The 25,941-nt window shown below is 72.9% G+C and carries 26 protein-coding genes and 1 pseudogene; 15 read left to right on the forward strand and 12 right to left on the reverse strand.

From position 1 onward, the window contains the following. Positions 1–58 precede the first annotated feature (58 nt). Positions 59–1,822 (reverse strand): acetyl/propionyl/methylcrotonyl-CoA carboxylase subunit alpha, encoded by a 1,764-nt coding sequence (locus tag ACWGH1_RS33295; RefSeq protein WP_453409285.1) that lies wholly within the window; start codon positions 1,820–1,822, stop codon positions 59–61. A 378-nt stretch (positions 1,823–2,200) separates the two neighbouring features. On the opposite strand from ACWGH1_RS33295, the gene ACWGH1_RS33300 reads away from it, so the two are divergent. Beyond that, on the forward strand, positions 2,201–2,650 hold the full coding sequence (locus ACWGH1_RS33300) for a hypothetical protein (RefSeq protein ID WP_453356951.1): 450 nt from the start codon (positions 2,201–2,203) through the stop codon (positions 2,648–2,650). Here the strand turns inward: ACWGH1_RS33300 and ACWGH1_RS33305 are convergent. From ACWGH1_RS33305 to ACWGH1_RS33320, 4 genes are all read right to left on the reverse strand, one after another. Further along, positions 2,631–3,248, reverse strand: coding sequence for a Maf family protein (locus tag ACWGH1_RS33305; protein WP_453356950.1), 618 nt, complete (start codon positions 3,246–3,248; stop codon positions 2,631–2,633). The genes ACWGH1_RS33300 and ACWGH1_RS33305 overlap by 20 nt on opposite strands. Before the next feature lie 34 nt (positions 3,249–3,282). After that, on the reverse strand, positions 3,283–3,417 hold the full coding sequence (gene mmpB, locus ACWGH1_RS33310; RefSeq protein WP_453356949.1) for a morphogenic membrane protein MmpB: 135 nt from the start codon (positions 3,415–3,417) through the stop codon (positions 3,283–3,285). Positions 3,418–3,524: 107 nt separating this feature from the next. Next, positions 3,525–3,731: an acyl-CoA carboxylase epsilon subunit gene (locus ACWGH1_RS33315; protein ID WP_206308858.1), complete on the reverse strand. Its 207-nt coding sequence runs from the start codon at positions 3,729–3,731 to the stop codon at positions 3,525–3,527. A gap of 15 nt (positions 3,732–3,746) precedes the next feature. Continuing rightward, positions 3,747–5,342: an acyl-CoA carboxylase subunit beta gene (locus ACWGH1_RS33320; RefSeq protein ID WP_453354632.1), complete on the reverse strand. Its 1,596-nt coding sequence runs from the start codon at positions 5,340–5,342 to the stop codon at positions 3,747–3,749. 130 nt (positions 5,343–5,472) lie between these two features. Between ACWGH1_RS33320 and ACWGH1_RS33325 the strand changes: the two genes are divergently transcribed. The 5 genes from ACWGH1_RS33325 (at position 5,473) to hutH (ending at position 11,377) form a co-directional block, all read left to right on the forward strand. Then, complete coding sequence (locus ACWGH1_RS33325; RefSeq protein WP_453354633.1) at positions 5,473–6,348, forward strand: biotin--[acetyl-CoA-carboxylase] ligase; 876 nt, start codon at positions 5,473–5,475, stop codon at positions 6,346–6,348. Between the two features lie 167 nt (positions 6,349–6,515). Then, complete coding sequence (locus ACWGH1_RS33330) at positions 6,516–7,691, forward strand: adenylate/guanylate cyclase domain-containing protein (protein WP_453354634.1); 1,176 nt, start codon at positions 6,516–6,518, stop codon at positions 7,689–7,691. Positions 7,692–7,735: 44 nt separating this feature from the next. Then, the gene (locus ACWGH1_RS33335) at positions 7,736–8,533 is read left to right on the forward strand and encodes an enoyl-CoA hydratase/isomerase family protein (RefSeq protein ID WP_453354636.1); all 798 of its coding nucleotides are present in this window, start codon (positions 7,736–7,738) and stop codon (positions 8,531–8,533) included. A 92-nt stretch (positions 8,534–8,625) separates the two neighbouring features. Next, positions 8,626–9,738 carry a diguanylate cyclase domain-containing protein gene (locus ACWGH1_RS33340; protein ID WP_453354635.1) on the forward strand — a complete coding sequence of 371 codons (1,113 nt, stop codon included), beginning with the start codon at positions 8,626–8,628 and terminating at the stop codon, positions 9,736–9,738. A gap of 97 nt (positions 9,739–9,835) precedes the next feature. Then, the gene (hutH, locus tag ACWGH1_RS33345; protein ID WP_453354637.1) at positions 9,836–11,377 is read left to right on the forward strand and encodes a histidine ammonia-lyase; all 1,542 of its coding nucleotides are present in this window, start codon (positions 9,836–9,838) and stop codon (positions 11,375–11,377) included. Between the two features lie 112 nt (positions 11,378–11,489). Here hutH and ACWGH1_RS33350 read toward each other — a convergent pair whose 3' ends face one another. Beyond that, positions 11,490–11,831, reverse strand: coding sequence for a hypothetical protein (locus ACWGH1_RS33350; protein WP_453357417.1), 342 nt, complete (start codon positions 11,829–11,831; stop codon positions 11,490–11,492). 165 nt (positions 11,832–11,996) lie between these two features. Here ACWGH1_RS33350 and ACWGH1_RS33355 point away from each other — a divergent pair, with 165 nt between their 5' ends. The 4 genes and pseudogenes from ACWGH1_RS33355 (at position 11,997) to ACWGH1_RS33370 (ending at position 15,123) form a co-directional block, all read left to right on the forward strand. Next, entirely contained in the window at positions 11,997–12,284 is a 288-nt protein-coding gene (locus tag ACWGH1_RS33355) for a hypothetical protein (RefSeq protein WP_453357418.1), read from the forward strand. A 146-nt stretch (positions 12,285–12,430) separates the two neighbouring features. Beyond that, positions 12,431–13,702: a L,D-transpeptidase gene (locus ACWGH1_RS33360; protein WP_453357419.1), complete on the forward strand. Its 1,272-nt coding sequence runs from the start codon at positions 12,431–12,433 to the stop codon at positions 13,700–13,702. Positions 13,703–13,772: 70 nt separating this feature from the next. Further along, positions 13,773–14,117 (forward strand): annotated as a pseudogene (locus tag ACWGH1_RS33365) (ABC transporter ATP-binding protein); the annotation flags it as partial. A gap of 37 nt (positions 14,118–14,154) precedes the next feature. Beyond that, entirely contained in the window at positions 14,155–15,123 is a 969-nt protein-coding gene (locus ACWGH1_RS33370) for an N-acetyltransferase family protein (RefSeq protein ID WP_453356444.1), read from the forward strand. A gap of 7 nt (positions 15,124–15,130) precedes the next feature. On the opposite strand, the gene ACWGH1_RS33375 is transcribed toward ACWGH1_RS33370, so the two are convergent. Further along, positions 15,131–16,027 (reverse strand): helix-turn-helix domain-containing protein, encoded by an 897-nt coding sequence (locus tag ACWGH1_RS33375; protein ID WP_453356443.1) that lies wholly within the window; start codon positions 16,025–16,027, stop codon positions 15,131–15,133. Between the two features lie 148 nt (positions 16,028–16,175). Here ACWGH1_RS33375 and ACWGH1_RS33380 point away from each other — a divergent pair, with 148 nt between their 5' ends. After that, positions 16,176–17,240, forward strand: a complete 1,065-nt coding sequence (locus ACWGH1_RS33380) for an NAD(P)-dependent alcohol dehydrogenase (protein ID WP_453356442.1) — start codon at positions 16,176–16,178, stop codon at positions 17,238–17,240. Between the two features lie 39 nt (positions 17,241–17,279). On the opposite strand, the gene msrA is transcribed toward ACWGH1_RS33380, so the two are convergent. Both msrA and ACWGH1_RS33390 read right to left on the reverse strand, forming a co-directional pair. Continuing rightward, complete coding sequence (gene msrA, locus ACWGH1_RS33385) at positions 17,280–17,945, reverse strand: peptide-methionine (S)-S-oxide reductase MsrA (protein WP_453356441.1); 666 nt, start codon at positions 17,943–17,945, stop codon at positions 17,280–17,282. 181 nt (positions 17,946–18,126) lie between these two features. Next, entirely contained in the window at positions 18,127–19,233 is a 1,107-nt protein-coding gene (locus tag ACWGH1_RS33390; protein WP_453357270.1) for a hypothetical protein, read from the reverse strand. 100 nt (positions 19,234–19,333) lie between these two features. On the opposite strand from ACWGH1_RS33390, the gene ACWGH1_RS33395 reads away from it, so the two are divergent. Beyond that, a complete protein-coding gene (locus ACWGH1_RS33395) occupies positions 19,334–20,491 on the forward strand; it encodes a cystathionine gamma-synthase (protein ID WP_453357271.1) in 1,158 nt (385 codons plus the stop codon). Positions 20,492–20,563: 72 nt separating this feature from the next. Here the strand turns inward: ACWGH1_RS33395 and ACWGH1_RS33400 are convergent, their stop codons facing one another. The 3 genes from ACWGH1_RS33400 to ACWGH1_RS33410 all read right to left on the reverse strand — a co-directional run bounded on the left by ACWGH1_RS33400 (position 20,564) and on the right by ACWGH1_RS33410 (position 21,868). Beyond that, entirely contained in the window at positions 20,564–20,818 is a 255-nt protein-coding gene (locus ACWGH1_RS33400; RefSeq protein WP_453357630.1) for a hypothetical protein, read from the reverse strand. Beyond that, entirely contained in the window at positions 20,815–21,264 is a 450-nt protein-coding gene (locus ACWGH1_RS33405) for a sigma factor-like helix-turn-helix DNA-binding protein (RefSeq protein ID WP_453357631.1), read from the reverse strand. The genes ACWGH1_RS33400 and ACWGH1_RS33405 overlap by 4 nt, the downstream gene beginning before the upstream one ends. A gap of 82 nt (positions 21,265–21,346) precedes the next feature. Next, positions 21,347–21,868 (reverse strand): MarR family winged helix-turn-helix transcriptional regulator, encoded by a 522-nt coding sequence (locus ACWGH1_RS33410; RefSeq protein ID WP_453357632.1) that lies wholly within the window; start codon positions 21,866–21,868, stop codon positions 21,347–21,349. 671 nt (positions 21,869–22,539) lie between these two features. On the opposite strand from ACWGH1_RS33410, the gene ilvA reads away from it, so the two are divergent. The 3 genes from ilvA (at position 22,540) to ACWGH1_RS33425 (ending at position 25,891) form a co-directional block, all read left to right on the forward strand. Further along, positions 22,540–23,775: a threonine ammonia-lyase gene (gene ilvA, locus ACWGH1_RS33415; protein ID WP_453356842.1), complete on the forward strand. Its 1,236-nt coding sequence runs from the start codon at positions 22,540–22,542 to the stop codon at positions 23,773–23,775. Positions 23,776–23,990: 215 nt separating this feature from the next. Beyond that, positions 23,991–25,034, forward strand: coding sequence for an ATP-binding cassette domain-containing protein (locus ACWGH1_RS33420; protein ID WP_453356843.1), 1,044 nt, complete (start codon positions 23,991–23,993; stop codon positions 25,032–25,034). Then, positions 25,031–25,891, forward strand: a complete 861-nt coding sequence (locus tag ACWGH1_RS33425) for an ABC transporter permease (RefSeq protein WP_453356844.1) — start codon at positions 25,031–25,033, stop codon at positions 25,889–25,891. The genes ACWGH1_RS33420 and ACWGH1_RS33425 overlap by 4 nt, the downstream gene beginning before the upstream one ends. The last annotated feature ends 50 nt before the right edge of the window (positions 25,892–25,941 follow it).

Here is a 25,941-nt window from a genome sequence, read left to right on the forward strand (position 1 = left end):
CCGGTGGACCGTGTGAGGTGGTCCGCCGGGCGCCCCTGTCGTGTGGTGCGGGTGGTGCTCAGTCCTTGATCTCGCAGATCGTGGCGCCCGAGGTGAGGGAGGCGCCGACCTCGGCCGAGAGGCCGACGATGGTGCCGGAGCGGTGCGCGTTCAGCGGCTGCTCCATCTTCATGGCCTCCAGGACGACGATCAGGTCGCCCTCGTTGACCTGCTGGCCCTCCTCGACCGCGACCTTGACGATCGTGCCCTGCATCGGGGACGCCAGGGTGTCGCCCGAGGCGGCCGGACCGGACTTCTTCGCGGCCCGGCGCTTCGGCTTGGCGCCGCCCGCGGCGGCCGTGCGGGCCAGCGTCATGCCCAGCGAGGACGGCAGGGACACCTCCAGGCGCTTGCCGCCGACCTCGACCACCACCGTCTCGCGGCCCGGCTCCTCGTCGGACTCCTCGGCGGCGGGCGCCGTGAAGGCCGGGATCTCGTTGACGAACTCGGTCTCGATCCAGCGGGTGTGGATCGAGAACGGGGTGCCGTCGGCCGGGGCGAACGCCGGGTCGGCGACGACCGCGCGGTGGAACGGGATGGCCGTGGCCATGCCCTCGACCTCGAACTCCGCCAGGGCGCGGGCGGCGCGCTGGAGGGCCTGCTCGCGGGTGGCGCCGGTGACGATCAGCTTGGCGAGCAGCGAGTCCCAGGCGGGGCCGATGACGGAGCCCGACTCGACACCCGCGTCCAGGCGGACGCCCGGACCCGAGGGGGCGGCGAACTTCGTCACGGTGCCGGGCGCCGGCAGGAAGCCGCGGCCCGGGTCCTCGCCGTTGATGCGGAACTCGAAGGAGTGACCGCGCAGCTGCGGGTCGTCGTAGCCGAGGGCCTCGCCGTCGGCGATGCGGAACATCTCGCGCACCAGGTCGAGGCCGGTGACCTCCTCGGTGACCGGGTGCTCGACCTGGAGGCGGGTGTTGACCTCCAGGAAGGAGATGGTGCCGTCCGTCCCGACGAGGAACTCGACGGTGCCGGCGCCCACGTACCCGGCTTCCTTCAGGATCGCCTTGGACGCCGCGTACAGCTCGGCGTTCTGCGCCTCGGTGAGGAACGGCGCGGGGGCCTCCTCGACCAGCTTCTGGTGGCGGCGCTGGAGCGAGCAGTCACGGGTGGAGACGACCACCACGTTGCCGTGGGTGTCGGCCAGGCACTGCGTCTCGACGTGGCGCGGCTTGTCGAGGTAGCGCTCGACGAAGCACTCGCCCCGGCCGAACGCGGCGACGGCCTCGCGCACGGCGGAGTCGTACAGCTCGGGGACCTCTTCGAGGGTGCGGGCGACCTTGAGGCCGCGACCGCCGCCACCGAAGGCGGCCTTGATCGCGATGGGCAGGCCGTGCTCCTGCGCGAACGCCACGACCTCGTCCGCCCCGGACACCGGGTCCGGGGTGCCGGCGACCAGCGGCGCGCCGGCGCGCTGGGCGATGTGCCGGGCGGCGACCTTGTCACCGAGGTCGCGGATCGCCTGCGGCGGCGGGCCGATCCAGGTCAGGCCCGCGTCGAGAACGGCCTGGGCGAAGTCCGCGTTCTCGGACAGGAAGCCGTATCCGGGGTGGATGGCGTCAGCTCCGGAGTCGGCTGCTGCCTGGAGGACCTTCTTCATGTCCAGGTAGCTGGCGGCCGGGGTGTCACCGCCCAACGCGAACGCTTCGTCTGCCGCGCGGACGTGCAGCGCGTCCCGGTCCGGGTCGGCGTAGACGGCTACGCTCGCGATCCCGGCATCCCGGCAGGCACGGGCAACGCGGACAGCGATTTCGCCACGGTTGGCGATGAGCACCTTGCGCACGATGGCTTCCTCCTAGAAACAAGCTGAGTTTAGGGACAGCTGACACGGCCTTTCGACCCCTATCCGCAGGTGAGCTTCCCCACACGGAGCGTGATAGCGAGACTTGCCCGAGCCCAGAAACCCTTGTGTCGCCCCAGGTCAGGGAGATCCCCGACTGCACAGTAACCCCGTGGCGCGGCGCAGGTCTCTGTTCACCGGGTCAGCGGCCCCTGCTGAATCTTTGTGGAGTCCCTACGAACGGCCTATGCATTCTTTGCGTGAGAGCCGTCACGCGGACCCGTCCGTAACGAAGGTGCCCCCACCCCTTGTCCACGCGTTTACCGGTGAGTAGCCTCCAGGCGTCGAACAGGCTTGTGGCTTCTGGGGATGGGGGCGTCGGTGCTGCGCAGACTCGTGGCCGGGCTGGCCGCGACCGTGCTCGTCGTGGAAGCGGCGGTGCTCGTACTGGTGCACGTCGTGCTGGGCAAGACGACGCAGAGCCAGTCGATGTCCATCGCCGGCAGCGATCCCGGCCTGATGGCCGGGGCGACGTACGGCCTCGGCGCGGTGATGGGCGCCTTCCTGCTGTTCTGCGCCGTCCTGCTCGCCGTCACCGCCGTACGGGACCGGGCGCCCGGCCGCTTCGCCCGCGTCGTGCTCGTGACCGGCGCGGTCACCCACGCGGTGCTCGGCGCCCTCGCCCTCGGGCTGGTGGGCTGGGGCGCCTTCGCCGTCCTGATGCTGATCCTGTGCCTGCTCGTACTGACCCTGGTGCTCTACGCCGGGTCCGAGGACGCCCAGGACGCCCCGCCGCCCGGGTTCAAGGAGTTCAGGCCCACAAATCCGTGATGGACACGCCCAGTTCGCCCAGCAGGGAGCGCAGCAGCGGCAGGGAGATGCCGATCACGTTGCCGTGGTCCCCGTCGATGCCGTCGATGAAGGGCGCCGACAGGCCGTCCAGGGTGAAGGCGCCCGCCACGTGCAGCGGCTCGCCGCTGGCCACGTACGCGGCCACCTCGGCGTCCGTCGGCTCGCCGAAGCGCACCGTCGTGGACGCCGTGGCCGAAACCTGACGGCCGCTCGCCGTGTCGATCACGCAGTGCCCGGTGCGCAGCACCCCGGCCCGGCCGCGCATGGACTTCCAGCGGGCCGTCGCCTCCTCGGCGTCGGCCGGCTTGCCCAGGGCCTCGCCGTCGAGCTCCAGTACGGAGTCGCAGCCGATCACCAGCGCCCCCGCGGCCTCGTCCAGGGCCGCGACCACCCCGGCCTTGGCCTCGGCCAGCGCCAGCGCCAGTTCCGCGGGGGTGTCGGCGCTGAGGGCGTCCTCGTCGAAGCCGCTGACGATCACGTGCGGGGCGAGCCCGGCCTGCCGCAGCAGGTTCAGCCGGGCGGGCGAAGCGGAGGCGAGGACGACGGAGCGGGGCGCGGCAGCAGTCATGCCAGCCATCGTAGGGGCGCTCGCGGACCGCCGCGCAGGGGGTTCAGAAGGGGCCCACGCCCAGGACGTACACCACGACGGCCATGGCGAGGGCGAGCACCACGATCAGCCGCCGCAGCATCGCTTGCGCCTCGCGCATGTCCTTCGGCGGCTCGTCCTTCGGGTCTGACCAGAGCATGCCCCGATCCTTGCCCCGCGGACGCCGGTGGCGCCTGAGTACGGGTACTCAGGCGCCACCGTCGGTTCACGCCATCTTCGCGACGGCGGCGGCCCTTCGCCGACGGCCTACGCGGGCCAGTACGTACGGCCCCACGCGCGCGGACCGGGCTGCGGCAGCGTCCGCCGCGCCACCCGGGCGGGCGCCGCCCACTCGTCCGGGACCCGGGGCGCGCCCGACGGCGCGGACGCCAGCGCCGCCGCGCGCGCTCGGACCACCGCCAGTGCGGCGGCCAGCTCCTCCGGGGTGGGGTTCCCCTTCACGACCTTGATCACCACAGGACCGACCTCCTAGAGGGGGATGTTGCCGTGCTTCTTCGGGGGCAGTGACTCCCGCTTGGTGCGCAGCTGGCGCAGCCCCTTCACCACGTGGGCCCGGGTCTCCGACGGCATGGCCACCGCGTCGACGTACCCGCGCTCGGCGGCCGTGTAGGGGTTCAGCAGGGTGTCCTCGTACTCGGCGATGAGCCGGGCCCGCGTCTCCTCCCCCTCGCCGGCGGCCTCGGCCTCGGCGATCGTCCGGCGGTGCAGGATGTTCACCGCGCCCTGCGCGCCCATGACGGCGATCTGCGCGGTCGGCCAGGCCAGGTTCAGGTCCGCGCCGAGGTGCTTGGAGCCCATGACGTCGTACGCGCCGCCGAAGGCCTTGCGGGTGATGACGGTGATCAGCGGGACGGTGGCCTCGGCGTAGGCGTAGATCAGCTTCGCGCCGCGCCGGATGATTCCGTTGTACTCCTGGTCGGTGCCCGGCAGGAAGCCCGGTACGTCGACGAACGTCAGCACCGGGACGTTGAACGCGTCGCAGGTCCGCACGAAGCGGGCGGCCTTCTCGGAGGCGTTGATGTCCAGGCAGCCGGCGAACTGCATCGGCTGGTTCGCGACGATGCCCACCGGGTGCCCCTCGACCCGGCCGAAGCCGGTCAGGATGTTCGGCGCGAACAGCGACTGCGTCTCCAGGAACTCGCCGTCGTCGAGGACGTGCTCGATCACGGTGTGCATGTCGTACGGCTGGTTGGCGCTGTCCGGGATCAGTACGTCCAGCTCCCGGTCGAGGTCGGTGACCTCGGTGTCCGCCTCCTCGGGGAAGGCGGGCGGCTCGGAGAGGTTGTTGGACGGCAGGTAGGAGAGGAGGGACTTGACGTACTCGACGGCGTCCTTCTCGTCCCCGGCCATGTGGTGGGCGACACCCGAGGTGGAGTTGTGGGTGCGCGCGCCGCCGAGCTCCTCGAAGCCCACGTCCTCGCCGGTGACCGTCTTGATGACGTCGGGGCCGGTGATGAACATGTGCGAGGTCTGGTCGACCATCACGGTGAAGTCGGTGATGGCGGGGGAGTACACGGCGCCGCCGGCGCAGGGGCCCACGACGAGGCTGATCTGCGGGACCACCCCGGAGGCGTGCACGTTGCGGCGGAAGATCTCGCCGTACATGCCGAGGGCGCTGACGCCCTCCTGGATGCGGGCGCCGCCGGAGTCGTTGATGCCGATGACCGGGCAGCCGGTCTTCAGCGCGAAGTCCATCACCTTGATGATCTTCTGGCCGTAGACCTCGCCGAGGGCGCCGCCGAAGACGGTGAAGTCCTGCGAGAACACGGCCACCGGCCGGCCGTCGACCGTGCCGTAGCCGGTCACGACGCCGTCGCCGTAGGGGCGGGTCTGCTCCAGCCCGAAGTTGGTCGAGCGGTGCCGGGCGAACTCGTCGAGCTCGACGAACGACCCCTCGTCCAGCAGCAGCCCGATCCGCTCACGCGCCGTCAGCTTCCCCTTGGCGTGCTGCTTCTCCACCGCCCGCGCGGACCCGGCGTGAGTGGCTTCGTCGATCCGGCGCTGCAGATCCGCGATCTTCCCCGCGGTCGTGTGCATGTCGATCGGCTCTGAGGGTTGTGACATCGGGGCGCGGCTCCCTGTGTGGTGTCAACTGCCTGGTCAATTGATGGACTGCTGCTGGCTACTCGTGCGTAGCGTATCGGCGGGCATGGCGCTCGGCAGTGCGGCGTTTGACACACCTAATCTGGGTTGCATGACGCCATCAGATGCATCAGGAGGAGCTCCGACCGGAGCCTCCGCGGGCCGTTGGTCGAGCCTGGACCGGCCGCCCCTCAATGCCGCCGCGTTGCGGCGGCATCTCGTCGGGGAGGGGTTGTGGAGTTCGCTGGAGGTGGTCGCGGCCACCGGGTCGACGAACACCGATCTCGCCGCGCGGGCCGGGGAGCTGCCCGAGGGGGCCGTGCTCGTCGCCGAGGAGCAGAGCGCCGGGCGGGGGCGGCTCGACCGGAGCTGGGTCGCGCCCGCCCGGTCCGGGCTGTTCTTCTCGGTGCTGCTCAAGCCCGGCCCGGGGGTGCCCGAGGAGCGCTGGGGGTGGCTGACCCTGCTCGCCGGGGTGGCCACCGCGACCGGCCTGTCCCGGGCGGCGGGCGTGGACACCGCCCTCAAATGGCCCAACGACCTGCTGGTCACCGTCGACGGCGAGGAGCGCAAGACGGGCGGCATCCTCGCGGAGCGCGTCGGTGACGGGGTGGTCGTCGGGATCGGGCTGAACGTCACCCTCACCGAGGACGAGCTGCCGGTCGACACCGCGGGCTCCCTCGCCCTGGCCAAGGCCACCGTCACCGACCGGGAGCCGCTGCTGAAGGCCGTACTGCGCTCCCTGGAGCAGTGGTACGACGCCTGGCGCGCGGCCGGCGGCGACCCGGCGGCCAGCGGCCTCCAGGAGACGTACGCGGCGGGCTGCGCGACGCTGGGCCGGCACGTGCGGGCGGACCTCCCCGGCGGCCGCACGATCACCGGGACGGCCGAAGCGGTCGACGCGGACGGGCGGCTCGTGATCCGGAGCACGGACGACGAGCGGCTGGCCGTGGGCGCCGGGGACGTGGTCCATCTGCGCTCCGTCCGGTAGCGGCCGGGCGGCCCGACCGGGCGGGCGGACCGGGGAGTGAGCTACGGCACACCTGCCGTATGGTTTTGGAGGCACCCCCCAGCGGTAGCCGGCGGAGATCCCGGTCCTTGCCGTGATCAACCGGTTCGGAAGTCGGAATTGCGTACGGAATGGACAGGAGGCGGCCCTTGACCGTCGACGACCCTACGTCCGGCGCGTCCGGGTCCGGGTCCGGCACGGGGGCGACCCAGGCCGGTTCCGGCAGCACCCCGATCGGGCGGGACCAGCACACGCCCCACCACGAGGTGGACCACACCGTCCAGCCGACGGCCGACCCGCTGGCCATCCGGCTGGAGCAGCTCATCCTGGGCGCCGAGCGCCGCTACACCCCCTTCCAGGCCGCCCGCAGCGCCGGGGTCTCGATGGAGCTCGCCTCCCGGTTCTGGCGGGCCATGGGCTTCGCCGACATCGGGCAGGCCAAGGCCCTCACCGAGGCGGACGTACTGGCGCTGCGCCGGCTCGCCGGTCTGGTGGAGGCGGGGCTGCTGAGCGAGCCGATGGCGGTGCAGGTGGCGCGGTCCACCGGGCAGACCACGGCACGGCTGGCGGAGTGGCAGATCGACTCCTTCCTGGAGGGGCTGACGGAGCCGCCGGAGCCGGGCATGACCCGTACCGAGGTCACGTACCCGCTGGTCGAGCTGCTGCTGCCGGAGCTGGAGGAGTTCCTCGTCTACGTGTGGCGGCGCCAGCTGGCGGCCGCCACCGGGCGCGTGGTGCAGGTGGCCGACGACGAGGAGATGGTCGACCGGCGGCTCGCGGTGGGCTTCGCGGACCTGGTCGGCTTCACCCGGCTGACCCGGCGGCTGGAGGAGGAGGAGCTCGGCGAGCTGGTCGAGGCCTTCGAGACGACGGCGGCGGACCTGATCGCCGCGTACGGCGGCCGGCTGATCAAGACGCTGGGCGACGAGGTGCTGTACGCGGCGGACGACGCGGCGACGGCGGCGGAGATCGCGCTGCGGCTGATCGAGACGATGGAAGCGGATCCGCAGATGCCGGAGCTGCGGGTCGGGATCGCGTTCGGCACGGTGACGACCCGGATGGGCGACGTCTTCGGAACCACGGTGAACCTGGCGAGCCGGCTGACTTCCATAGCCCCCAAGGACGCGGTGCTGGTGGACGGGGCGATGGCCGAGGAACTCGGCCGCACCGGGGCCGCGCCGGTCTCCGAGAAGGAGTCCGAGTCCGAGGAGGGCGGCGGCGCCTACCGGTTCGCGCTCCAGCCGATGTGGCAGCGGCCGGTGCGCGGGCTCGGGGTCGTGGAGCCCTGGTCGCTGACGCGGCGGACGCCTAGGATCCCCGGGTAACGTTCGTTAACCGGGAGGGCTGTCCTGTGGCGTCGAAGAGCGTGGTGCCGGAGACCGTGGAGTCGGAGTTCCTGACCGTGCGCCGGCATGAGGACGGGGTCGCCGAGCTGGTCCTGGACCGGCCCAAGGCGATGAACGCGGTGTCCACGGGCATGGCCCGGGCCATCGGGGACGCGTGCGCGCGGCTGGCGGCGGACGCCTCGGTACGGGTGGTCGTGCTGTCCTCGGCGGTGGAGCGGGCGTTCTGCGTGGGCGCCGACCTCAAGGAGCGCAACGCGATGTCGGACGCCGAGCTGGTGCGGCAGCGGCCGACGACGCGGGGTGCGTACGGGGGCGTGCTGGAGCTGCCGGTGCCGGCGATCGCGGCGGTGCACGGCTTCGCGCTCGGCGGCGGCTTCGAGCTGGCGCTGGCCTGCGACGTGATCGTGGCCGACGAGACGGCGGTGGTCGGTCTGCCGGAGGTGTCGGTCGGGGTGATCCCGGGCGGCGGCGGCACGCAGCTGCTGCCCAGGCGGGTCGGGGCGGCCCGCGCGGCGGAGCTGATCTTCACGGCGCGCCGGGTCGCGGCGCCGGAGGCGCTGGCGCTGGGTCTGGTGGACTCGGTGGTCGCAGCGGGGACGGACCGCGCGGAGGCGCTGGCGCTGGCGGGCCGGATGGCGGCGAACTCGCCGGTCGGACTGCGCGCGGCGAAGCGGGCGCTGCGGCTCGGGCACGGGATGGACCTGGCGGCCGGGCTGGAGATCGAGGACGCGGCGTGGCGGACGGTGGCCTTCTCCGGCGACCGCGCCGAGGGCGTGGCGGCGTTCAACGAGAAGCGCAAGCCGCAGTGGCCCGGTTGCTAGTGGGCTCGTCCGATCGGCGCTCGTGATCTTGGAGCCTGCGGGGAAACGCGGCGATTGTCACCAAATCAGGTAAAACTCCCTAACCTGTTGTGATGGGACTTGACGGGCGGCTCCGGGCCGTCGTGGGCCTCGCGCAGGCCATGGCGGCGGCGTGCGCGCCCCGGGACAGCGTGCGGGCGGCCGCGCGGGGGGCCCGGCTGGCCATGGACGGGTCGTTCGCCGCCATCTCCGCCTGGGAGCGCGAGCGCGGCCGGCTGCGCGTCCTCGTGAACGAGGGCGAGCGGCGGGCGGGGGAGGAGGAGTTCCCCGAGGACGAGTCCTATCCGGTGCACGAATTCCCCGAGATCACCGAGTTCCTGCACGAGCGCTGGGTGGGCGGCGCCGGGCCCCACGCCTGGGTCGAGGGCGCGAGCGGCGGCCGTCCGGGCCGGCGCGGCGAAGCGCTGCGCCTGCGCGGACGCGGCACCTGCGTGGTCGCGCCGATCGTGCTCAGCGGCCGGGCCTGGGGGGAGCTGTACGTCGCCCGGGACGAGGGGCTGGCGGACTTCGACGAGGACGACGCGGAGTTCGCGACCGTCCTGGCGGCCGTCGTGGCCGCCGGGCTCGCGCAGAACGAGCGCCTCGAAGAGGCCCGGCGCCTCGCGTTCACCGACCCGCTGACCGGGCTGGCCAACCGGCGGGCCGTCGACATGCGCCTCGACGAGGCCCTGGAGGAGCACCGGCGCACGGGGGCCGTGGTCAGCCTCGTGGTGTGCGACCTGAACGGGCTCAAGCGGGTCAACGACACCCTCGGGCACGCCATGGGGGACCGGCTGCTGGAGCGGTTCGGTTCCGTGCTGAGCCTGTGCGGGGCCATACTGCCCGGCGCGCTCGTGGCCAGGCTCGGCGGCGACGAGTTCTGCCTGGTCAGCGTCGGTCCGTCGGCGGACGAGGTGGTGCGGGTGACCGAGCAGGTGTGCCTGCGCGCAGCCGAGCTGGAACTGGGCGAGGGCGTGGCCTGCGGGGTCGCCTCCACCGGGGACCCCATCGGGCCCCTGAAGTCCTCCCGGCGGCTGTTCCGGCTCGCCGACGCGGCCCAGTACAAGGCCAAGGCCGCCCGCTCGCGGGAGCCCGTGGTGGCCGGACGGGACAGCGCGGTGGTGCGGCTGGCCGACGCGGCGCAGGCGGGCAGGGGCGAGCGGCGCCGGTTCCGCGGCAGGGCGTAGCGGCCCGGCGCGGCACGGCGTAGCAGCCTGTAACGACTGCTCCACCAAGTCGCTAGTGACATGAAGAGATTCAGTCCGTAGGGTGCTGAATATGGATATGCACACTGTCGTGGTGGGAACGTCCGGGACCACCGCCGAGGACGTCATCGCCGTCGCCCGCGGCAACGCGCGGGTCGAGCTGTCCGGCGAGGCGCTGGACGCCCTGGCCCGCGCCCGCGAGATCGTCGACGCGCTCGCCGCCAAGCCCGAGCCGGTCTACGGGGTGTCCACCGGTTTCGGTGCCCTCGCCTCCCGGCACATCAGCCCCGAGCTGCGCGCCCAGCTCCAGCGCAACATCGTCCGCTCGCACGCCGCCGGCATGGGCCCGCGCGTCGAGCGCGAGGTGGTGCGCGCCCTGATGTTCCTCCGGCTCAAGACCGTGGCCTCCGGGTTCACCGGCGTCCGGCCCTCCGTCGCGCAGACGATGGCCGCCGTGCTGAACGCCGGCATCACGCCGGTCGTGCACGAGTACGGCTCCCTCGGCTGCTCCGGAGACCTCGCCCCGCTCTCGCACTGCGCGCTCGCCCTGATGGGCGAAGGCGACGCCGAGGGCCCCGACGGGGTCGTGCGTCCCGCGGGCGAACTGCTCGCCGAAGCCGGGATCGAGCCGGTCGAGCTGCGCGAGAAGGAGGGCCTGGCCCTCCTCAACGGCACCGACGGCATGCTCGGCATGCTGGTCATGGCCCTCGCCGACCTCGGCAAGCTGTACACCTCCGCCGACATCACGGCCGCGCTGACCCTGGAGGCGCTGCTCGGCACCGAGAAGGTCCTCGCGCCCGAGCTGCACGCCATCCGCCCGCACCCCGGCCAGGGCGCCTCCGCCGCCAACATGGCCGCCGTCCTGGCGGGCTCGGGCCTCGTCCGCCACTTCCAGGAGGAGACCGCCCCGCGCGTCCAGGACGCCTACTCGGTGCGGTGCGCCCCCCAGGTCGCCGGCGCGGGCCGCGACACCATGGCGCACGCCGCCCTGGTGGCCTCGCGGGAGCTGGCCTCGGCCGTCGACAACCCGGTGGTGCTGCCCGACGGGCGGGTCGAGTCCAACGGCAACTTCCACGGCGCGCCCGTCGCCTACGTACTGGACTTCCTGGCCATCGCCGCCGCCGACCTGGGCTCCATCGCCGAGCGCCGCACCGACCGGCTGCTCGACAAGAACCGCTCGCACGGCCTGCCGCCGTTCCTGGCGGAGGACGCCGGCGTGGACTCCGGTCTGATGATCGCCCAGTACACGCAGGCAGCGCTGGTCAGCGAGATGAAGCGGCTGGCGGTCCCCGCCTCCGCCGACTCGATCCCCTCCTCCGCCATGCAGGAGGACCACGTCTCGATGGGCTGGTCGGCCGCGCGCAAGCTCCGTACCGCGATCGACAACCTGACCCGGATCGTCGCCATCGAGCTGTACGCGGCCACCCGCGCCATCGAGCTGCGCCACGGGCTCACCCCGTCCCCGGCCAGCCGGGCCGCCATCGCGGCAGTGCGGGAGGCGGGTGTGGAGGGTCCCGGGCCGGATCGTTTCCTCGCTCCCGACCTGGCCGCCGCCGACGCGTTCGTGCGTTCCGGTGCGCTCGTCACCGCCGTGGAGGCGGTCACCGGCCCGCTCGCCTGAGCGCGGGCCCGGCGCGGCCCCGAGCCTGATGTGGCCTTGAGCCTGCCGTGACACGAGAAGGGCCGCGCCCGGGAACTTCCCGGGCGCGGCCCTTCCGCGTGCGGGCACCGTCCTACTGCGTGCGCGAGCGCTGTACGGAGAAGGCGACGAAGCCGGCTCCCACGCCCAGGCAGAGCGCGCCGCCCAGCAGATAGGGGCTGGTGTCGACGCTGCCGGTGTCGGCGAGCGCGAGGGGCAGGGCGGCGGCCTCCCGGGGCGCCGAGACGTCCACCACCGCGGCGGTGTCGCTGAGGGTGGCCCGGTTCTCCTGCGCGGGCGGGTTCCGCTGGTCGGACGGGCCCGAGCGGCCCGGCGACTGGTCCGGTGCGGTGGCGTTCGCCGAAGGCACGAACCAGAGGGCGGCGAGGAGGGTGGTCGCTCCGAGAGCGGTGAGCAGCGATCGGCGTGCGGACACGGTGCGATCCCCCTTGTGGCAGCAGCGAATTGGCCGTGTGCGCCGATGCTAGTGAAAGGGGCGGGTCGTGGGAAAGTCGAGGCATCCCCGGGGCTTACTCTCCGTCGTATGAACTCTTCTGACACCTCACGGTACGTACGACTTCGGGTTGATTTGGTCCTGGAAGTGACCGACACCACAGCGCTCACCGGCGCCGCCCTCGCCCACATCAAGGCCGACGAGTTCATGCCGGACGAAGAGCGCGGCCACGCCGAGGCGGCGGTGGGTGCGGACGAGTCGGAGGCGCTGGCCTACCTCGTCGACCCCACCGACCTGGTCGCGGACATCCCCGGCGTGGAACTGGCCCAGGCCTCCTGGAGCAGCGAGCCCGTCGAATACGACCCCGAGTCCATGGAGTGGGACATGGACGAGGAAGATGGTGACTTCGACGAAGAGGTGACCGACAACGCCTGACCGTGGGGTTGCCCACATCCCAACGGAATGTGGAACCGAAACGGGTCATTCACGCGTTGTCACAACCGTGGGCAGGAGGCATGGCCTCCTGCCCGGTGGGTACCTTCCAGCGGCAGTTGGGAGGGAGCTCGGGGGTTCCGGCAACGATGGAGTGGCGTGTGAGGACGGACAGCATGCGGCGGAAGAGGTCCCTGGTGGCCATATCCGCCGTCCTCGGTGGCGTACTGGTGCTTTCGGCGTGTGACGGCGGAGGTGACCAGCCCAAGGGCAGCGGACAGGCCTCGGAGAAGTCGCAGGCCGATGTCGACGCGGCGGCGGCCAAGGACGCCTCGAAGGCCCGAATAGCCATCACGCCCAAGGACGGCGCCACCAACATCGGCCTGAACGACGCCACGAGCGTGACCGTCAGTGACGGAACTCTCACGAAGGTGGAGCTCAAGAGCTCCGACGGGGCGGACGTGCCGGGCAAGATAGCCGCCGACGGAAAGAGCTGGAAGCCGGAGGGCGCCCTCAAGCGGTCGACCAAGTACGCCCTGGCGGCCAGTGCCAAGGACGAGGCGGGCCACGAGGCGCACGAGAACGCCTCCTTCACCACCGTCTCCCCGGAGAACAGCTTCATCGGCTCGTTCGTGCCGGACGAGGGCCAGACCGTCGGCGTGGGCATGCCGGTCTCGATCACCTTCAACAAGCCGATCAAGGACCAGAAGGCCGTCCAGGCGGCCATCAACGTCTCGTCCAGCAGCGGCCAGGAAGTCGTCGGCCACTGGTTCGACGCGCAGCGGCTGGACTTCCGCCCGGAGCAGTACTGGCAGGCGAACTCCACCGTCACGCTGAAGCTCGCGCTGGACGGCGTCCAGGGCGCCCCGGGCGTCAAGGGCGTCCAGAGCAAGACCGTCACCTTCAAGATCGGCCGGAGCCAGGTCTCCACGGTCGACGCGAAGACCAAGAAGATGACGGTCACCCGGGACGGCCAGGTCATCAAGACCATCCCGATCTCGGCGGGCTCCCCGTCGAACCCGACCTACAACGGCCAGATGGTGATCTCCGAGAAGTTCAAGGAGACCCGGATGGACGGCGCCACCGTCGGCTTCAAGAACGGCGAGGGCAAGGGCGAGTACGACATCAAGGACGTCCCGCACGCAATGCGGCTGTCCACCTCGGGCACGTTCATCCACGGCAACTACTGGGGCGCCGACTCGATCTTCGGCAACGTCAACACCAGCCACGGCTGCGTCGGTCTGAACGACGCCCAGGGTGCGAACGACCCCAACACGGCGGGCGCGTGGTTCTTCGACAACTCGCTCATCGGCGACGTGGTCACCGTGGTCAACTCCCCCGACAAGACCGTCAAGCCCGACAACGGCCTCAACGGCTGGAACATGAGCTGGGCGGAGTGGAAGGCCGGCTCGGCCTCCTGACGCCCCGGGCGCTGTGACCCGCGCGAACGGCGGGGAACCCTGACGGGTTCCCCGCCGTTCGCCGTTCTCAGGCCTCAAGGCGCGCGAGCGGCGCACGCGGGCGGCCGAGGCGCTGGAGTCGGTCGGCCCGGGCGAGCGGACGGGCCACCTGCCCGGCGAGATGTCCGGCGGCCAGCAGCAGCGCGTCGCGATCGCCCGGGCACTGGTCAAGCGGCCGAAGGTGCTGTTGGCGGACGAACCGACCGGCAACCTGGACGAGCCGATGCGCGACGAGGTGATGGACCTGCTCGAAGGGCTGTGGAAGGAACACGGCCTGACCTGCGTGATGGTCACCCACGACAGTGCGCTCGCGAACCGGGCACCGCGCGTCGCGACGATCCGCAAGGGCCGCGTGACGGTGACGGAAAACCCCTGAGCGCGGCGACGTCGACCGGCCTTCATAGGGTCGGGGCATGACCGTCCACACGCTGACCGTGCCCCCGTCCGATACCGCAGTCGACGCCTGGCTGGGCGTCCTGACCGCGGCGGCGGCCGCCGACCGGGTGCCGGCGCCCTCCCGGGCGGAGGTCGCCGGTCGGCTGCGGGTGCCGCCGCTGCCGCGGCGGGCCGTGTACTGGGCGCGGGACGACGGCGCCGGCGTCGCCTCCCTGGTCCTGTTCACGGACCCGGGCAACGCGCACACCGCGTACCTGGACGTACTCGCGGTACGTCCGGACGCGCGCCGGCGCGGGGTCGGTACGCAGCTGTGGGAGCGGGTCCGTACGGAACTCCTCGCGCAGGGCCGCACCTCGATCAGCACCCTCGTCGACCTCGGTGGCCCCGGGCAGGCGTTCGCGGAGTCACTCGGCTTCGAGAACGTCCTGCCGATGTCCTGGTACGTCCAGGGCCTCACGGGGGAGCCGGCGCCGCAGGGCGCCGTCCCGGTACCGCCCGGGTACGAGTTGCTCTACTGGCCCGGCCTGGTACCGCCGCAGTGGGCGGACGCGTTGGCCGTCGCCTACCAGGCCATGGAGGACGCGCCGAGCGGGGGCACGGACCTGCTGTTCCAGGGGTGGACGGCGCAGCGCGTGCACGCGGCCCAGCAACTGGCCCTGGACCGGGGCGGAGAACTGACCACGGTCGCCGCGGTCACCCCGGCGGGGGAGGTCGCGGCGTACACCGTCCTCGTCCTCCCCGACCCGGCCGACCCGGCGGGCCCGCGCGGCTTCCAGCACGACACGGTCGTCGTCCCGGCCCACCGCGGCCGTGGGCTCGGCCGCGCCGTCAAGCGGGCGATGCTCGCCGACGCGCGGTCGCGCCACCCCGCGCTGCGCGAGATCGACACGGCCGTCGCCGACGAGAACACGCCGATGCGGGCGGTCAACGCGGCCCTCGGCTACCGGCGCGAGCGGGCGGCGGCGGTGTTCCGGCTGGGGCTCTGACGCGACGTCACTGGCCTGGGCGCTCGCCCGACCCCACCGCGTGCGACGGGACCGGGCCCGCCGCCGACCAGGACGCCAGCAGGCGCAGCGCGTCCTGCGAGGGGGAGCCCGGGGCGGCGTGGAAGGTGATCAGCGACTGCTCGGAGTCGTCCGGCAGGGCCAGCGTCTCGAACGCCAGGCTCAGCTCCCCCACCAGAGGGTGCTTCAGCTGCTTCACACCGTGCGTCTTGTCGTCCGCCAAGGTGTGCGCGGCCCACAGCCGCCGGAACTCCTCGCTCTTCACCGACAACTCCCCGACCAGCGCGGACAGCTGCTCGTCCTCCGGATGGCGGCCCGCGTACAGCCGCAGGTAGCTGACCACCTGGCACGCCCGGCACTCCCACTCCGAGTACAGCTCGGCCGTCGCCGGGTCCAGGAACACCATCCGGACCAGGTTCCGCTCCTGCACCGGCAGCGCGCCGAAGTCGCCGAACACCGCCGTCGCCATCCGGTTCCAGGCCAGCACGTCCTGCCGCCGGCCCACCAGGTACGCCGGTACGCCCTCCATCGCGTCCAGCAGCACGCGCAGCTGCGGGCGGACCTGCTCCGGGCGCCGCGAGGGGCGGCGCCTGCGCGGCCGCGGGCTCGCCAGGTGCGTCAGGTGCGCCGACTCGGTGCCGTCCAGCCGCAGGGCCCGGGCGATGGCGTCCAGTACGTCCGCCGACACGTTCTGCCCGTGCCCCTGCTCCAGCCGCGTGTAGTACGCCACCGACACGCCCGCCAGCTGTGCCAGCTCCTCCCGGCGCAGCCCCGGCACCCTGCGGTGACGCCCGTAATCCGGCAGCCCCACGTCCTCGGGGCGCAGGCGTGCCCGGCGGGAGCGGAGGAACTCGCCCAGTTCGGCGCGCTGATCAAGCTGGTCCATACCGCCAGTATCGCCGGGCCGCCGACCGCAAGCCTGACCCCGCCAGTAGTAGGACCAGCGGTCCTATGCTCCGCAGGGGGCTGGGTGAGCACCGCCGCGCCGGGCATCGTAGGACGCACCGCACCACGGAACTCAGGAGAAGCAGCGCATGTCCGCCACTCAGCACACCCCGCTCACCCAGGTCGCCGCGTACGCCGCCCCCGCACCGAAGGCTCCGCTGGAGCGCACCACCATCGCGCGCCGCCCGGTCGGCGAGCACGACGTACTCATCGACATCAAGTACTCCGGCATCTGCCACTCCGACATCCACCAGGTCACCGACGGCTGGGGCGAGGGGATCTACCCCATGGTCCCGGGCCACGAGATCGCCGGCGTCGTCACCGAAGTGGGCGCGGGCGTCACGAAGTTCGCGGTCGGCGACCACGTCGGCGTCGGCTGCTTCGTCGATTCCTGCCGCACCTGCGAGTACTGCCTGCGCGGCCAGGAGCAGTTCTGCGCCCGGGGGATGACCGGCACGTACAACGCCCTCGGCAAGGACGGGCAGCCGACGTACGGCGGCTACTCCACGCACATCGTCGTCGACGAGAACTACACCGTCCGCATCCCCGACGGTCTCGCCCTCGACGTCGCCGCCCCGCTGCTGTGCGCGGGCATCACCCTCTACTCGCCGCTGCGGCACTGGCAGGCGGGCCCGGGCAAGAAGGTCGCGATCGTCGGCCTCGGCGGGCTCGGCCACATGGGCGTGAAGATCGCGCACGCGCTGGGCGCGGAGGTCACCGTCCTGTCCCAGTCGCTGCGCAAGAAGGAGGACGGCCTGAAGCTGGGCGCCGACCACTATTACGCGACGAACGACGAGAGCACCTTCGAGGAGCTGGCCGGCAGCTTCGACCTGATCGTGTCCACCGTCTCGGCCCCGCTCGGGCTCGACGCGTACCTCGGCCTGCTCAAGGTCGACGGAGCCCTGGTGAACGTCGGGGCCCCGGAGGAGCCGGTCTCGCTGAACCTGTTCTCGGTCATCGGCGGCCGCAAGACCATCGCCGGCTCCATGATCGGCGGCATCGCGGAGACGCAGGAGATGCTCGACTTCTGCGCCGAGCACGGGCTGGGCGCAGAGATCGAGCTCATCAGCGCCGACGGCATCAACGAGGCGTACGAGCGGGTCCAGGCGAGCGACGTGCGCTACCGCTTCGTCATCGACGCCGCCACCATCTGACCCGTCCCCCCCCCGTGCGGCGGCCGCCGGCCGGCTCCCTCAGCCGTCGGCGGCGGCCACGCCGATGGGGCAGGAGACCCCGGTGCCGCCGATGCCGCAGTAGCCGCCCGGGTTCTTGTCCAGGTACTGCTGGTGGTGCGCTTCGGCGGGCCAGAAGGGGCGCTCCGAGGCGGGCAGGACGGCCGTGGTGATCTCGCCGTGGCCCGAGGCGGTGAGGACGCGCTGGTAGGCCGCGCGGGAGGCTTCGGCCTCCGCCTGCTGGGCGGGCGAGTGGGTGTAGACGGCCGAGCGGTACTGGGTGCCGACGTCATTGCCCTGGCGGAAGCCCTGAGTGGGGTCGTGGGACTCCCAGAACAGCTTCAGGAGTGTGGCGTAGGAGACCAGCGACGGGTCGAAGACCACGCGGACGACCTCGGTGTGGCCGGTCAGGCCCGAGCACACCTCCTCGTACGTCGGGTTCTGCGTGAAACCGCCCTGGTAGCCGGCCAGGGTCGTCCACACCCCCGGCGTCTGCCAGAACTTGCGCTCCGCCCCCCAGAAACAGCCCAGCCCGAAGTCGGCCACCGCGAGGTGCGGGGGGTAGGGCCCGGCGAGCGGATTGCCGAGCACGGTGTGCACGGCGGGCACGTCGAAGAGGGGCTCGGGGCGGCCCTTGAGGGCCTCCTCGCGGGTGGGGAGCTCGGGCGTACGGCGGTACGAGAACATGGATTCCCTCCTAGTGGTCTCCCCTCAACAGCCGGGGGCGGGCCCGGATTCCCCGGCCCGCCCCCGCACCCGTCAGTCCCCCGCCGGGTCAGACGCCCGCCTCCCGCACGCGGAAGTCCCGGATCCGCACGTACCGCGCCCCGCTGTCCGCGACGTACGCCGGGCGGGCCCGTTCCGCAGATCAGTGGGGGAGGGTGGCCGGGGAGCCGCCGTTGGCCTCGTAGCCGGCGACCGCCAGGGCCCGGTGGATCGCGTACGCCGCCGCCGGGTCCGGGGAGGCCGACCAGGGCAGGGCGCCCACGTAGCCGTCGACGTGCCGGACCTGCTCCATCGCCTCCGCCCAGCGCTCCATCCGTACCAGGAACAGCAGCAGCATGTGCCGTACGTGCGCCAGCATCGGGTCGTCCGGGCGCGCCGACCCCACCGCGTACAGCGCACCCTCCACCGCCCGGGTCACCACCGCGCTGCGCCAGAACGTCGACACCATCAGCACCTCCGGCAGGTGCTCGTACACCGCGAACAGCGGCAGCGCCGCCAGCAGCGAGCCCCGGGGGGCGCGGGCCGCCGCCGCGTGCGCGAAGGCGTCGGCCTGCTCCCGGGAGCCGTGCCACTTCTCGCACCAGTAGTTCAGCGCCGCCAGGTGTGCGCCCATGTGCGCCGGGGCCACGTCGATCACCTTCGCCCACAGCGCGTCGTACTCCGCCTCCGAGTAGCCCAGCGCCCGCCCGACGGCCAGTTCCGTGATGTACGGCACCGGGTCACCCGGCGCCAGCAGCGCCGCCCGGCCGCACGCCTCGCGGGCCTCCTCCAGGATGATCCGGTGGTCGGTGGAGCCCACCCCGCCCGAGTGCCGCCACGCCTGCTGCACCAGCAGCTCCGCGTGCACCTGGGCGCCGCCCGCGTCCTTCGGCGCGTCCAGCCGCCACGACTTGAGCCACAGCGCGCCCTGCCCCGGGTGCTCGGCGAGTTCCAGCGCGGCCGCGCCGCCGAAGGCCTGCACGCGCTGCCAGCGCAACTCCCCGGCCGCCGGGGTACCGGCCAGCAGCTGCGAGGCGGCCTGCCAGCCGCCGGTGCGGCGCACGTTCTCCAGGGCGTCCATCAGGTCCGGGTCGGGCCCGGGCACCCGGACGTCGAGCTCCTCCTGCCGGTCGAATCCGTAGTCCGCCGGGTCGGCGGCGTCGGGGCTGCCGGGCGCGACCAGCCGCACACCGCCCCGCCTGCGCCGGAGGTACGGACCCAGGGCGGCCACGATCAGCCCGACCGCGATCAGGAACCACAGAATCTCCATGGTCCCAGCGAACCAGACGCACCCCGGCGAACGCGAATGCCCTCCCCCGCCCCCGGCCCGGGCAGGACCCGCGGGGCGGGCGGGGCATAGCATCGGCCCCATGAGCGACGACAGCCACGAGCACCAGAGCTTCGAGACCCGCGCGATCCACGCGGGCAACACGGCGGACCCGCTGACCGGCGCGGTCGTGCCCCCGATCTACCAGGTGTCCACGTACAAGCAGGACGGCGTCGGCGGCCTGCGCGGCGGCTACGAGTACAGCCGCAGCGCCAACCCGACCCGCACCGCCCTGGAGGAGAACCTCGCGGCACTGGAGGGCGGCGTGCGCGGCCTCGCGTTCGCGTCCGGGCTCGCCGCCGAGGACTGCCTGCTGCGTACGCTGCTGGCCCCGGGCGACCACGTGGTCATTCCCAACGACGCCTACGGCGGCACCTTCCGCCTCTTCGCGAAGGTCGTCTCCCGGTGGGGCGTCGAGTGGTCGGTGGCCGACACCTCCGACGCGGAGTCCGTGCGCGCGGCGCTGACCCCGAAGACCAAGGTCATCTGGGTCGAGACCCCTTCGAACCCGCTGCTCGGCATCACCGACATCGCCATGGTGGCCGACATCGCGCGCACGGCCGGCGCCAAGCTGGTCGTCGACAACACCTTCGCCTCGCCCTACCTCCAGCAGCCGCTCGCCCTGGGCGCGGACGTGGTCGTGCACTCGCTGACGAAGTACATGGGCGGCCACTCCGACGTCGTCGGAGGCGCCCTCGTCACCGCCGACGCGGCGCTGGGCGAGGAACTGGCCTACCACCAGAACGCGATGGGCGCCGTCGCCGGCCCCTTCGACTCCTGGATCGTGCTGCGCGGCATCAAGACCCTCGCGGTGCGCATGGACCGGCACGCCGCGAACGCCGCCAAGATCGTCGAGGTGCTCAAGCGGCACCCGAAGGTCACCAAGGTCCTCTACCCGGGCCTGCCCGAGCACCCGGGCCACGAGATCGCCGCCAAGCAGATGCGCAACTTCGGCGGCATGATCTCCTTCCAGGTCGAGGGCGGCGAGGAGGCGGCGGTCGCCGTGTGCGACCGGGCCCGGCTGTTCACGCTCGGCGAGTCCCTCGGCGGCGTCGAGTCCCTCATCGAGCACCCGGGCCGGATGACCCACGCCTCGGTCGCCGGTTCGGCGCTGGAGGTCCCGGCGGACCTGATCCGCCTCTCCGTCGGCATCGAGAACGCCGACGACCTCATCGCGGACCTCACCCGGGCCCTGGGCTAGGGGGCGTCCGGCGGACCTGGTCCGCCGGACACTCCCCAAGGTCCCTGTCGGCCGCCCCGCGCCGGGCGGTGGCTACCAGCCCTCCAGGGGCGGGGAGACACCGCTCGGCGGCGTCACCCACGGGCGGGTCACGACGGCCCACACCGTGAACGCCGCGGCCGCCGCGAGGAGCACCGCCCAGCCGAACCGCCGTACCGCGCGGTAGCGGCGCAGCAGCCGGGCGCCGCGGGCCGCGGCGGCCGTCGCCAGCCCGGTCGGCACCGGCGGGTGCGGGCCCTCCAGCAGCCGCCTGACCTGGTCCTCCTTGGGGTCCTGGAACCCGCTCACGCCGTGCTGCCCCCGTCGGCCGCCGCGGCGCGCAGCTTGGCGAGGGCCCCGCCGCGCAGCGCCGCCACCCGCTCGGGCGGCAGCCCCAGCTGCGCGGCCGTGACCTCCTCCGCGACGCCCTCGTACACCCGCAGCACCAGCACCAGCCGCTCCTGCGGGCTCAGCGGCGCGAGCAGCCCGCTGCCGCCCGGGTGCCGCCAGGCGGTGCGGGCGTACGCGGCGCACAGCTGCCGGCGGGCGAACTCGTACGGGTCGTCCGCGCGCAGTCTGCGCCAGTGCGCGTACGTCCGGGCCAGCGCGCCCGCGAGGAGCCGGCGCGCGGTGGGCGGGTCGCCGTCCGGCTCGGCCGTCAACAGGACCGCGACGTGCAGGAGCCGGCCCGCCGCGCCCGCGACGAACGCCTCGAACTCCGCGAAGGTCCCCGCCCGGTGGTCCACAGCCGCCATGGCCCACATAGTGCGGCCGGGGGGACCACCCCGGTCAAGGGGTGGGACGGGGCCGGATGCGCGCGCGTCCGGCCCGTGGGGTTCAGGACGCCGGGCCCGCGTCCGCGACGGAGGCCATCAGCTCCGACAGCGACACGTTGAACCGGGTCAGCAGCCCGGTGAACGCCTCGCGCTCCTCCTCGGTCCAGTCCTGCGTCACCAGGGCCATCAGCTCCCGCCGCGAGGAGCGCACCTCCTCCAGCCGCGCCTGCCCGCGCGGGGACAGCGCGAGCACCACGGCCCGGCCGTCCTCGGGGTGCGAGGTGCGCTTGACCAGGCCGCCGTCGACGAGCGGCGCGACCTGCCGGGTGACGGTGGAGGAGTCGATGCCCATGCCGCCCGCGAGCGCCTTGACGCCCATGGGACCTTCCAGGTCCAGCCGGTTCAGCAGCAGGTAGGCGGCGCGGTCCATCGAGTTGCGGGCCTGGCCCACCCCACCGAGACGGGTCTGCTCCGCCCGGCGGGCGAAGACCGCCACCTGGTGCTGGAGCGCGTCGAGGAGACCGGCTTCGGCGGGCGTTTCGGCCGCCGGGGACAGGTCGGAACTGGCCGGGATGGAGGGCATGGCCGTGGGCTCTCTTCGCGTGGGTCCGACAAGGATGGGGGACAGAGTACGCGGCCCTACGGCGGCCTGTACGCCCCGTACGAGAACTGGTACGCCCACCCCTGACCGGCGCGCCGGAGGTGTCCCGCATGGCGAGATATCGCCGGTGCCTCGCTTCGGGAGCTCGGGTGGTACCCGGCCTCCGGCCGGAAGGCACCCGCACCGCGGCGCCCCTTCGCCGCACTCGCCCGGGCCGGTGGGCTCCGCCCGGGGCGCGGGGCTGCCCGAGCCGAATCCGCCCGGGCAGCGGCGGCGCTTCGGACGGCCCGGACCCGGACCCTAGGCGGAGCCAGGGTCAGGGCCAGGGGCCAGGCCAGAGGCGGCACGGGAGCGGCACGTGGCCGTTTCCCCTTGCAGACTTCCCCGGGCGGAGCGGCGGGGGCTCCGCCTCACGGCGCCCGGCGGGCCCCGGCGCGTCTTCGCGCGCTGCCCGGGGGCCGGCCGGGGTCGGCTCCGCGGGACGGAGCGGGCTGCGCTCCACCCGAGGCGGCGGCCGGGCCCCACTTCGCCGGACGGAGCGGCGGGGCCTTCCGGCCCCGGGCCTTCCGGCCCCGGGCCTTCCGGCCCCGGGCCCGGGCCCGGCCGCCCCTCGTGGGACGGCCGCCGGGCGGGCCGGCTGCGAGACTGGCGGCATGAGCTACCGCGTTCCCCAGCCCCTGCCGCAGGTCATCCTCGACGACGTACGGGGTGCCCAGAAGATGCTGGCGGGCGTCTCGCGGGTGACCCCGATGGAGGGCAGCCGGCACCTTTCCGCCCTGACCGGCTCCCCGGTCCACTTCAAGTGCGAGAACCTCCAGCGGACGGGTTCCTTCAAGCTGCGCGGAGCGTACGTGCGCATCGCCGGGCTGCGCCCCGAGGAGCGCGCAGCCGGCGTCGTCGCGGCCAGTGCGGGCAACCACGCACAGGGCGTGGCCCTGGCCTCCTCGCTGCTCGGGGTCCACTCGACGGTGTTCATGCCCGTCGGGGCGCCCCTGCCGAAGGTGGCCGCGACCCGGGAGTACGGCGCCGAGGTACGGCTGCACGGCCAGGTCGTGGACGAGACCCTCGCCGCCGCCCAGGAGTACGCGGACCGTACCGGGGCGGTGTTCATCCACCCCTTCGACCACCGCGACATCATCGCCGGCCAGGGCACCGTCGGCCTGGAGATCCTGGAGCAGTGCCCGGAGGTGCGGACCATCCTGGTCGGCGTCGGCGGCGGCGGCCTCGCCGCCGGGATCGCGGTCGCGGTGAAGGCGCTGCGGCCGGACGTACGGGTCGTCGGCGTGCAGGCGGCGGGCGCCGCCGCGTACCCGCCCTCGCTCAAGGCCGGGCACCCGGTCTCCATCGACCACCCGGTCACCATGGCGGACGGCATCAAGGTCGGCCGCCCCGGGGACGTCCCCTTCCAGATCATCGGCGAACTGCTCGACGAGGTCCGCACGGTGTCGGAGGACGCGCTCTCCAGCGCCCTGCTGCTCTGCCTGGAGCGGGCGAAGCTGGTGGTCGAGCCGGCCGGGTGCAGCCCGGTGGCGGCCCTGCTGAGCGAGCCCGGACTGTACGGCGCCGGCCCCGTCGTGGCCGTCCTGTCCGGCGGCAACATCGACCCGCTGCTGCTCCAGCGGATCCTGCGGCACGGCATGGCGGCGGCGGGCCGCTACCTGTCCTTGCGGCTGCGGGTCGCAGACCGGCCCGGGGCGCTGGCCGGACTGCTCGGGGTGCTGTCCGTGGTGGACGCGAACGTGCTGGACGTGAGCCACGTACGGACCGACCCGCGGCTCGGCCTCACCGAGGTCGAGGTCGAGCTGCACCTGGAGACCAAGGGGCCGGAGCACTGCGCGGAAGTCGCCCGGTCGCTGCACGGCGCCGGCTACACGGTGATCGGCGGCTGAGCGAAGCCGGTTCACGGGCAGGCTGAGCCGAACCCGGTTCACGGGCGGCTGAGCCGAACCTCTGGCGAGACGCGATATAACGCGATATCTTGAACCCCGGCCGGAGCCCGGCCGCCCGGCCCGCCGTCCCCACTTGCACGGAAAGCCGGTCGGCGCCCGCGCCCCGACCATACGATTTGCTGAGGAAACACCTGATTCACACAGGGAGAATCCATATGCCAGGCGCCATCTACGCCGAAGGCCTGGTCAAGGCCTTCGGCAAGGTACGGGCACTGGACGGCGTGGACCTCGATGTCCCGGAAGGAACCGTTCTCGGCCTCCTCGGTCCGAACGGCGCGGGCAAGACCACGACCGTGCGCGTCCTCACCACGCTGCTCCAGCCCGACAGCGGCAAGGCCGTCGTCGCCGGGATCGACGTACTCAAGCACCCCAACGAAGTCCGCCGCTCCATAGGCCTCTCCGGCCAGTTCGCGGCCGTCGACGAGTACCTCACCGGCCGCGAGAACCTCCAGATGGTCGGCCGGCTGTACCAGATGGGCTCCAAGGCGGCCAAGGCCCGCGCCGCCGAGCTCCTGGAACGCTTCAACCTCGCCGACGCCGCCGACCGCACGGCCAAGACCTACTCCGGCGGCATGCGCAGGCGCCTGGACCTCGCCGCCGCCCTCGTGGTCCGCCCGCCCGTGATGTTCATGGACGAGCCGACCACCGGCCTGGACCCCCGCAACCGCCAGCAGCTGTGGGACGTCATCCGGGAACTCGTGGTCGGCGGCACCACCCTGCTGCTCACCACCCAGTACCTGGAGGAGGCCGACCACCTCGCGCACGACATCGCCGTGGTCGACCACGGCAAGGTCATCGCCCGCGGCACCTCCGACCAGCTCAAGGCGCGGATCGGCGGCGAGCGCGTCGAGGTCGTGGTCCACGAGCGGGAGCACATGGCCGACGCCCGCGCCGTGCTCGCCGGCTTCGGCAAGGGCGAGACCACCGTCGAGGCCCACACCCGCAAGCTGACCGTCCCGGTCACCGGGGGCGCCAAGCTGCTCGCCGAGGTCATCCGCGAACTCGACGGACGCGGCATCGAGATCGACGACATCGGCCTGCGCCGGCCCACCTTGGACGACGTCTTCATCTCCCTCACCGGCCACGCGGCCGAACTGGCCGACGAGGACAACGGCGCCGGGAAGGGCGCGAACGGCGCGGCGGAACCCGCCGCCGCGAAGGGCCGCAACGGCAAGGCACGCAAGGAGGCCGTGAAGTGAGCGCCACCCCCTCCCCGACCCCGGAACTCGCGGCGCCGCGGCCGCGCGGCGGCCTGCTCCAGGGCGTCACGGACTCCCTGGTCATCGCCAAGCGGAACCTGATCCGGATGTCCCGCATCCCCGAGGTGATCATCTTCGGGGTGATCCAGCCGGTCATGTTCGTGGTGCTGTTCAGCTACGTCTTCGGCGGCTCGATCAGCGTCGGCGGCAGCACCTCGCCCGCCGCCTACCGCGAGTTCCTGATGGCCGGCATCTTCGCCCAGACCGTCACCTTCGCCACGGCCGGGGCGGGCGCGGGCATCGCCGACGACATGCACAAGGGCCTGATCGACCGCTTCCGCTCGCTGCCCATGGCCCGCGGCGCGGTCCTGACCGGCCGCACCCTGGCCGACCTCGTCCAGACCGCCCTCACGGTGGTCGTCCTGGCCGCGGTCGCCCTGATCGTCGGCTGGCGCACCCACGAGAACCTCGGCAAGGTACTGGCCGGCTTCGGCCTGCTGCTCCTGCTCGGTTACGCCTTCTCCTGGATCGGCGCCCTCATCGGCCTGTCCGTGCGCACCCCCGAGGCGGCCACCTCCGGCGGGCTGATCTGGCTCTTCCCGCTCACCTTCATCTCGATCGCGTTCGTCCCCTCCGACAACATGCCGGACTTCCTGCGGCACATCGCGGAGTGGAACCCGTTCAGCGCGACCGTCCTCGCGGCCCGCGAACTCTTCGGCAACCTGCCGCCCGGCTACCCGGCCCCGGCCGCCTGGCCGATGCAGCACCCGGTCCTCGCGTCCGTCCTGTGGTCCGTACTGATCGTCGTGGTGTTCCGGACGCTCGCCGTCCGCAAGTACCGCTCGGCGACGGCGTAGCCGGCCCCCGGATACGCGCCCGATACGCGTGGACGCCCGGCCGGATGTCC

Source organism: Streptomyces sp. NPDC054883, from assembly GCF_053610645.1.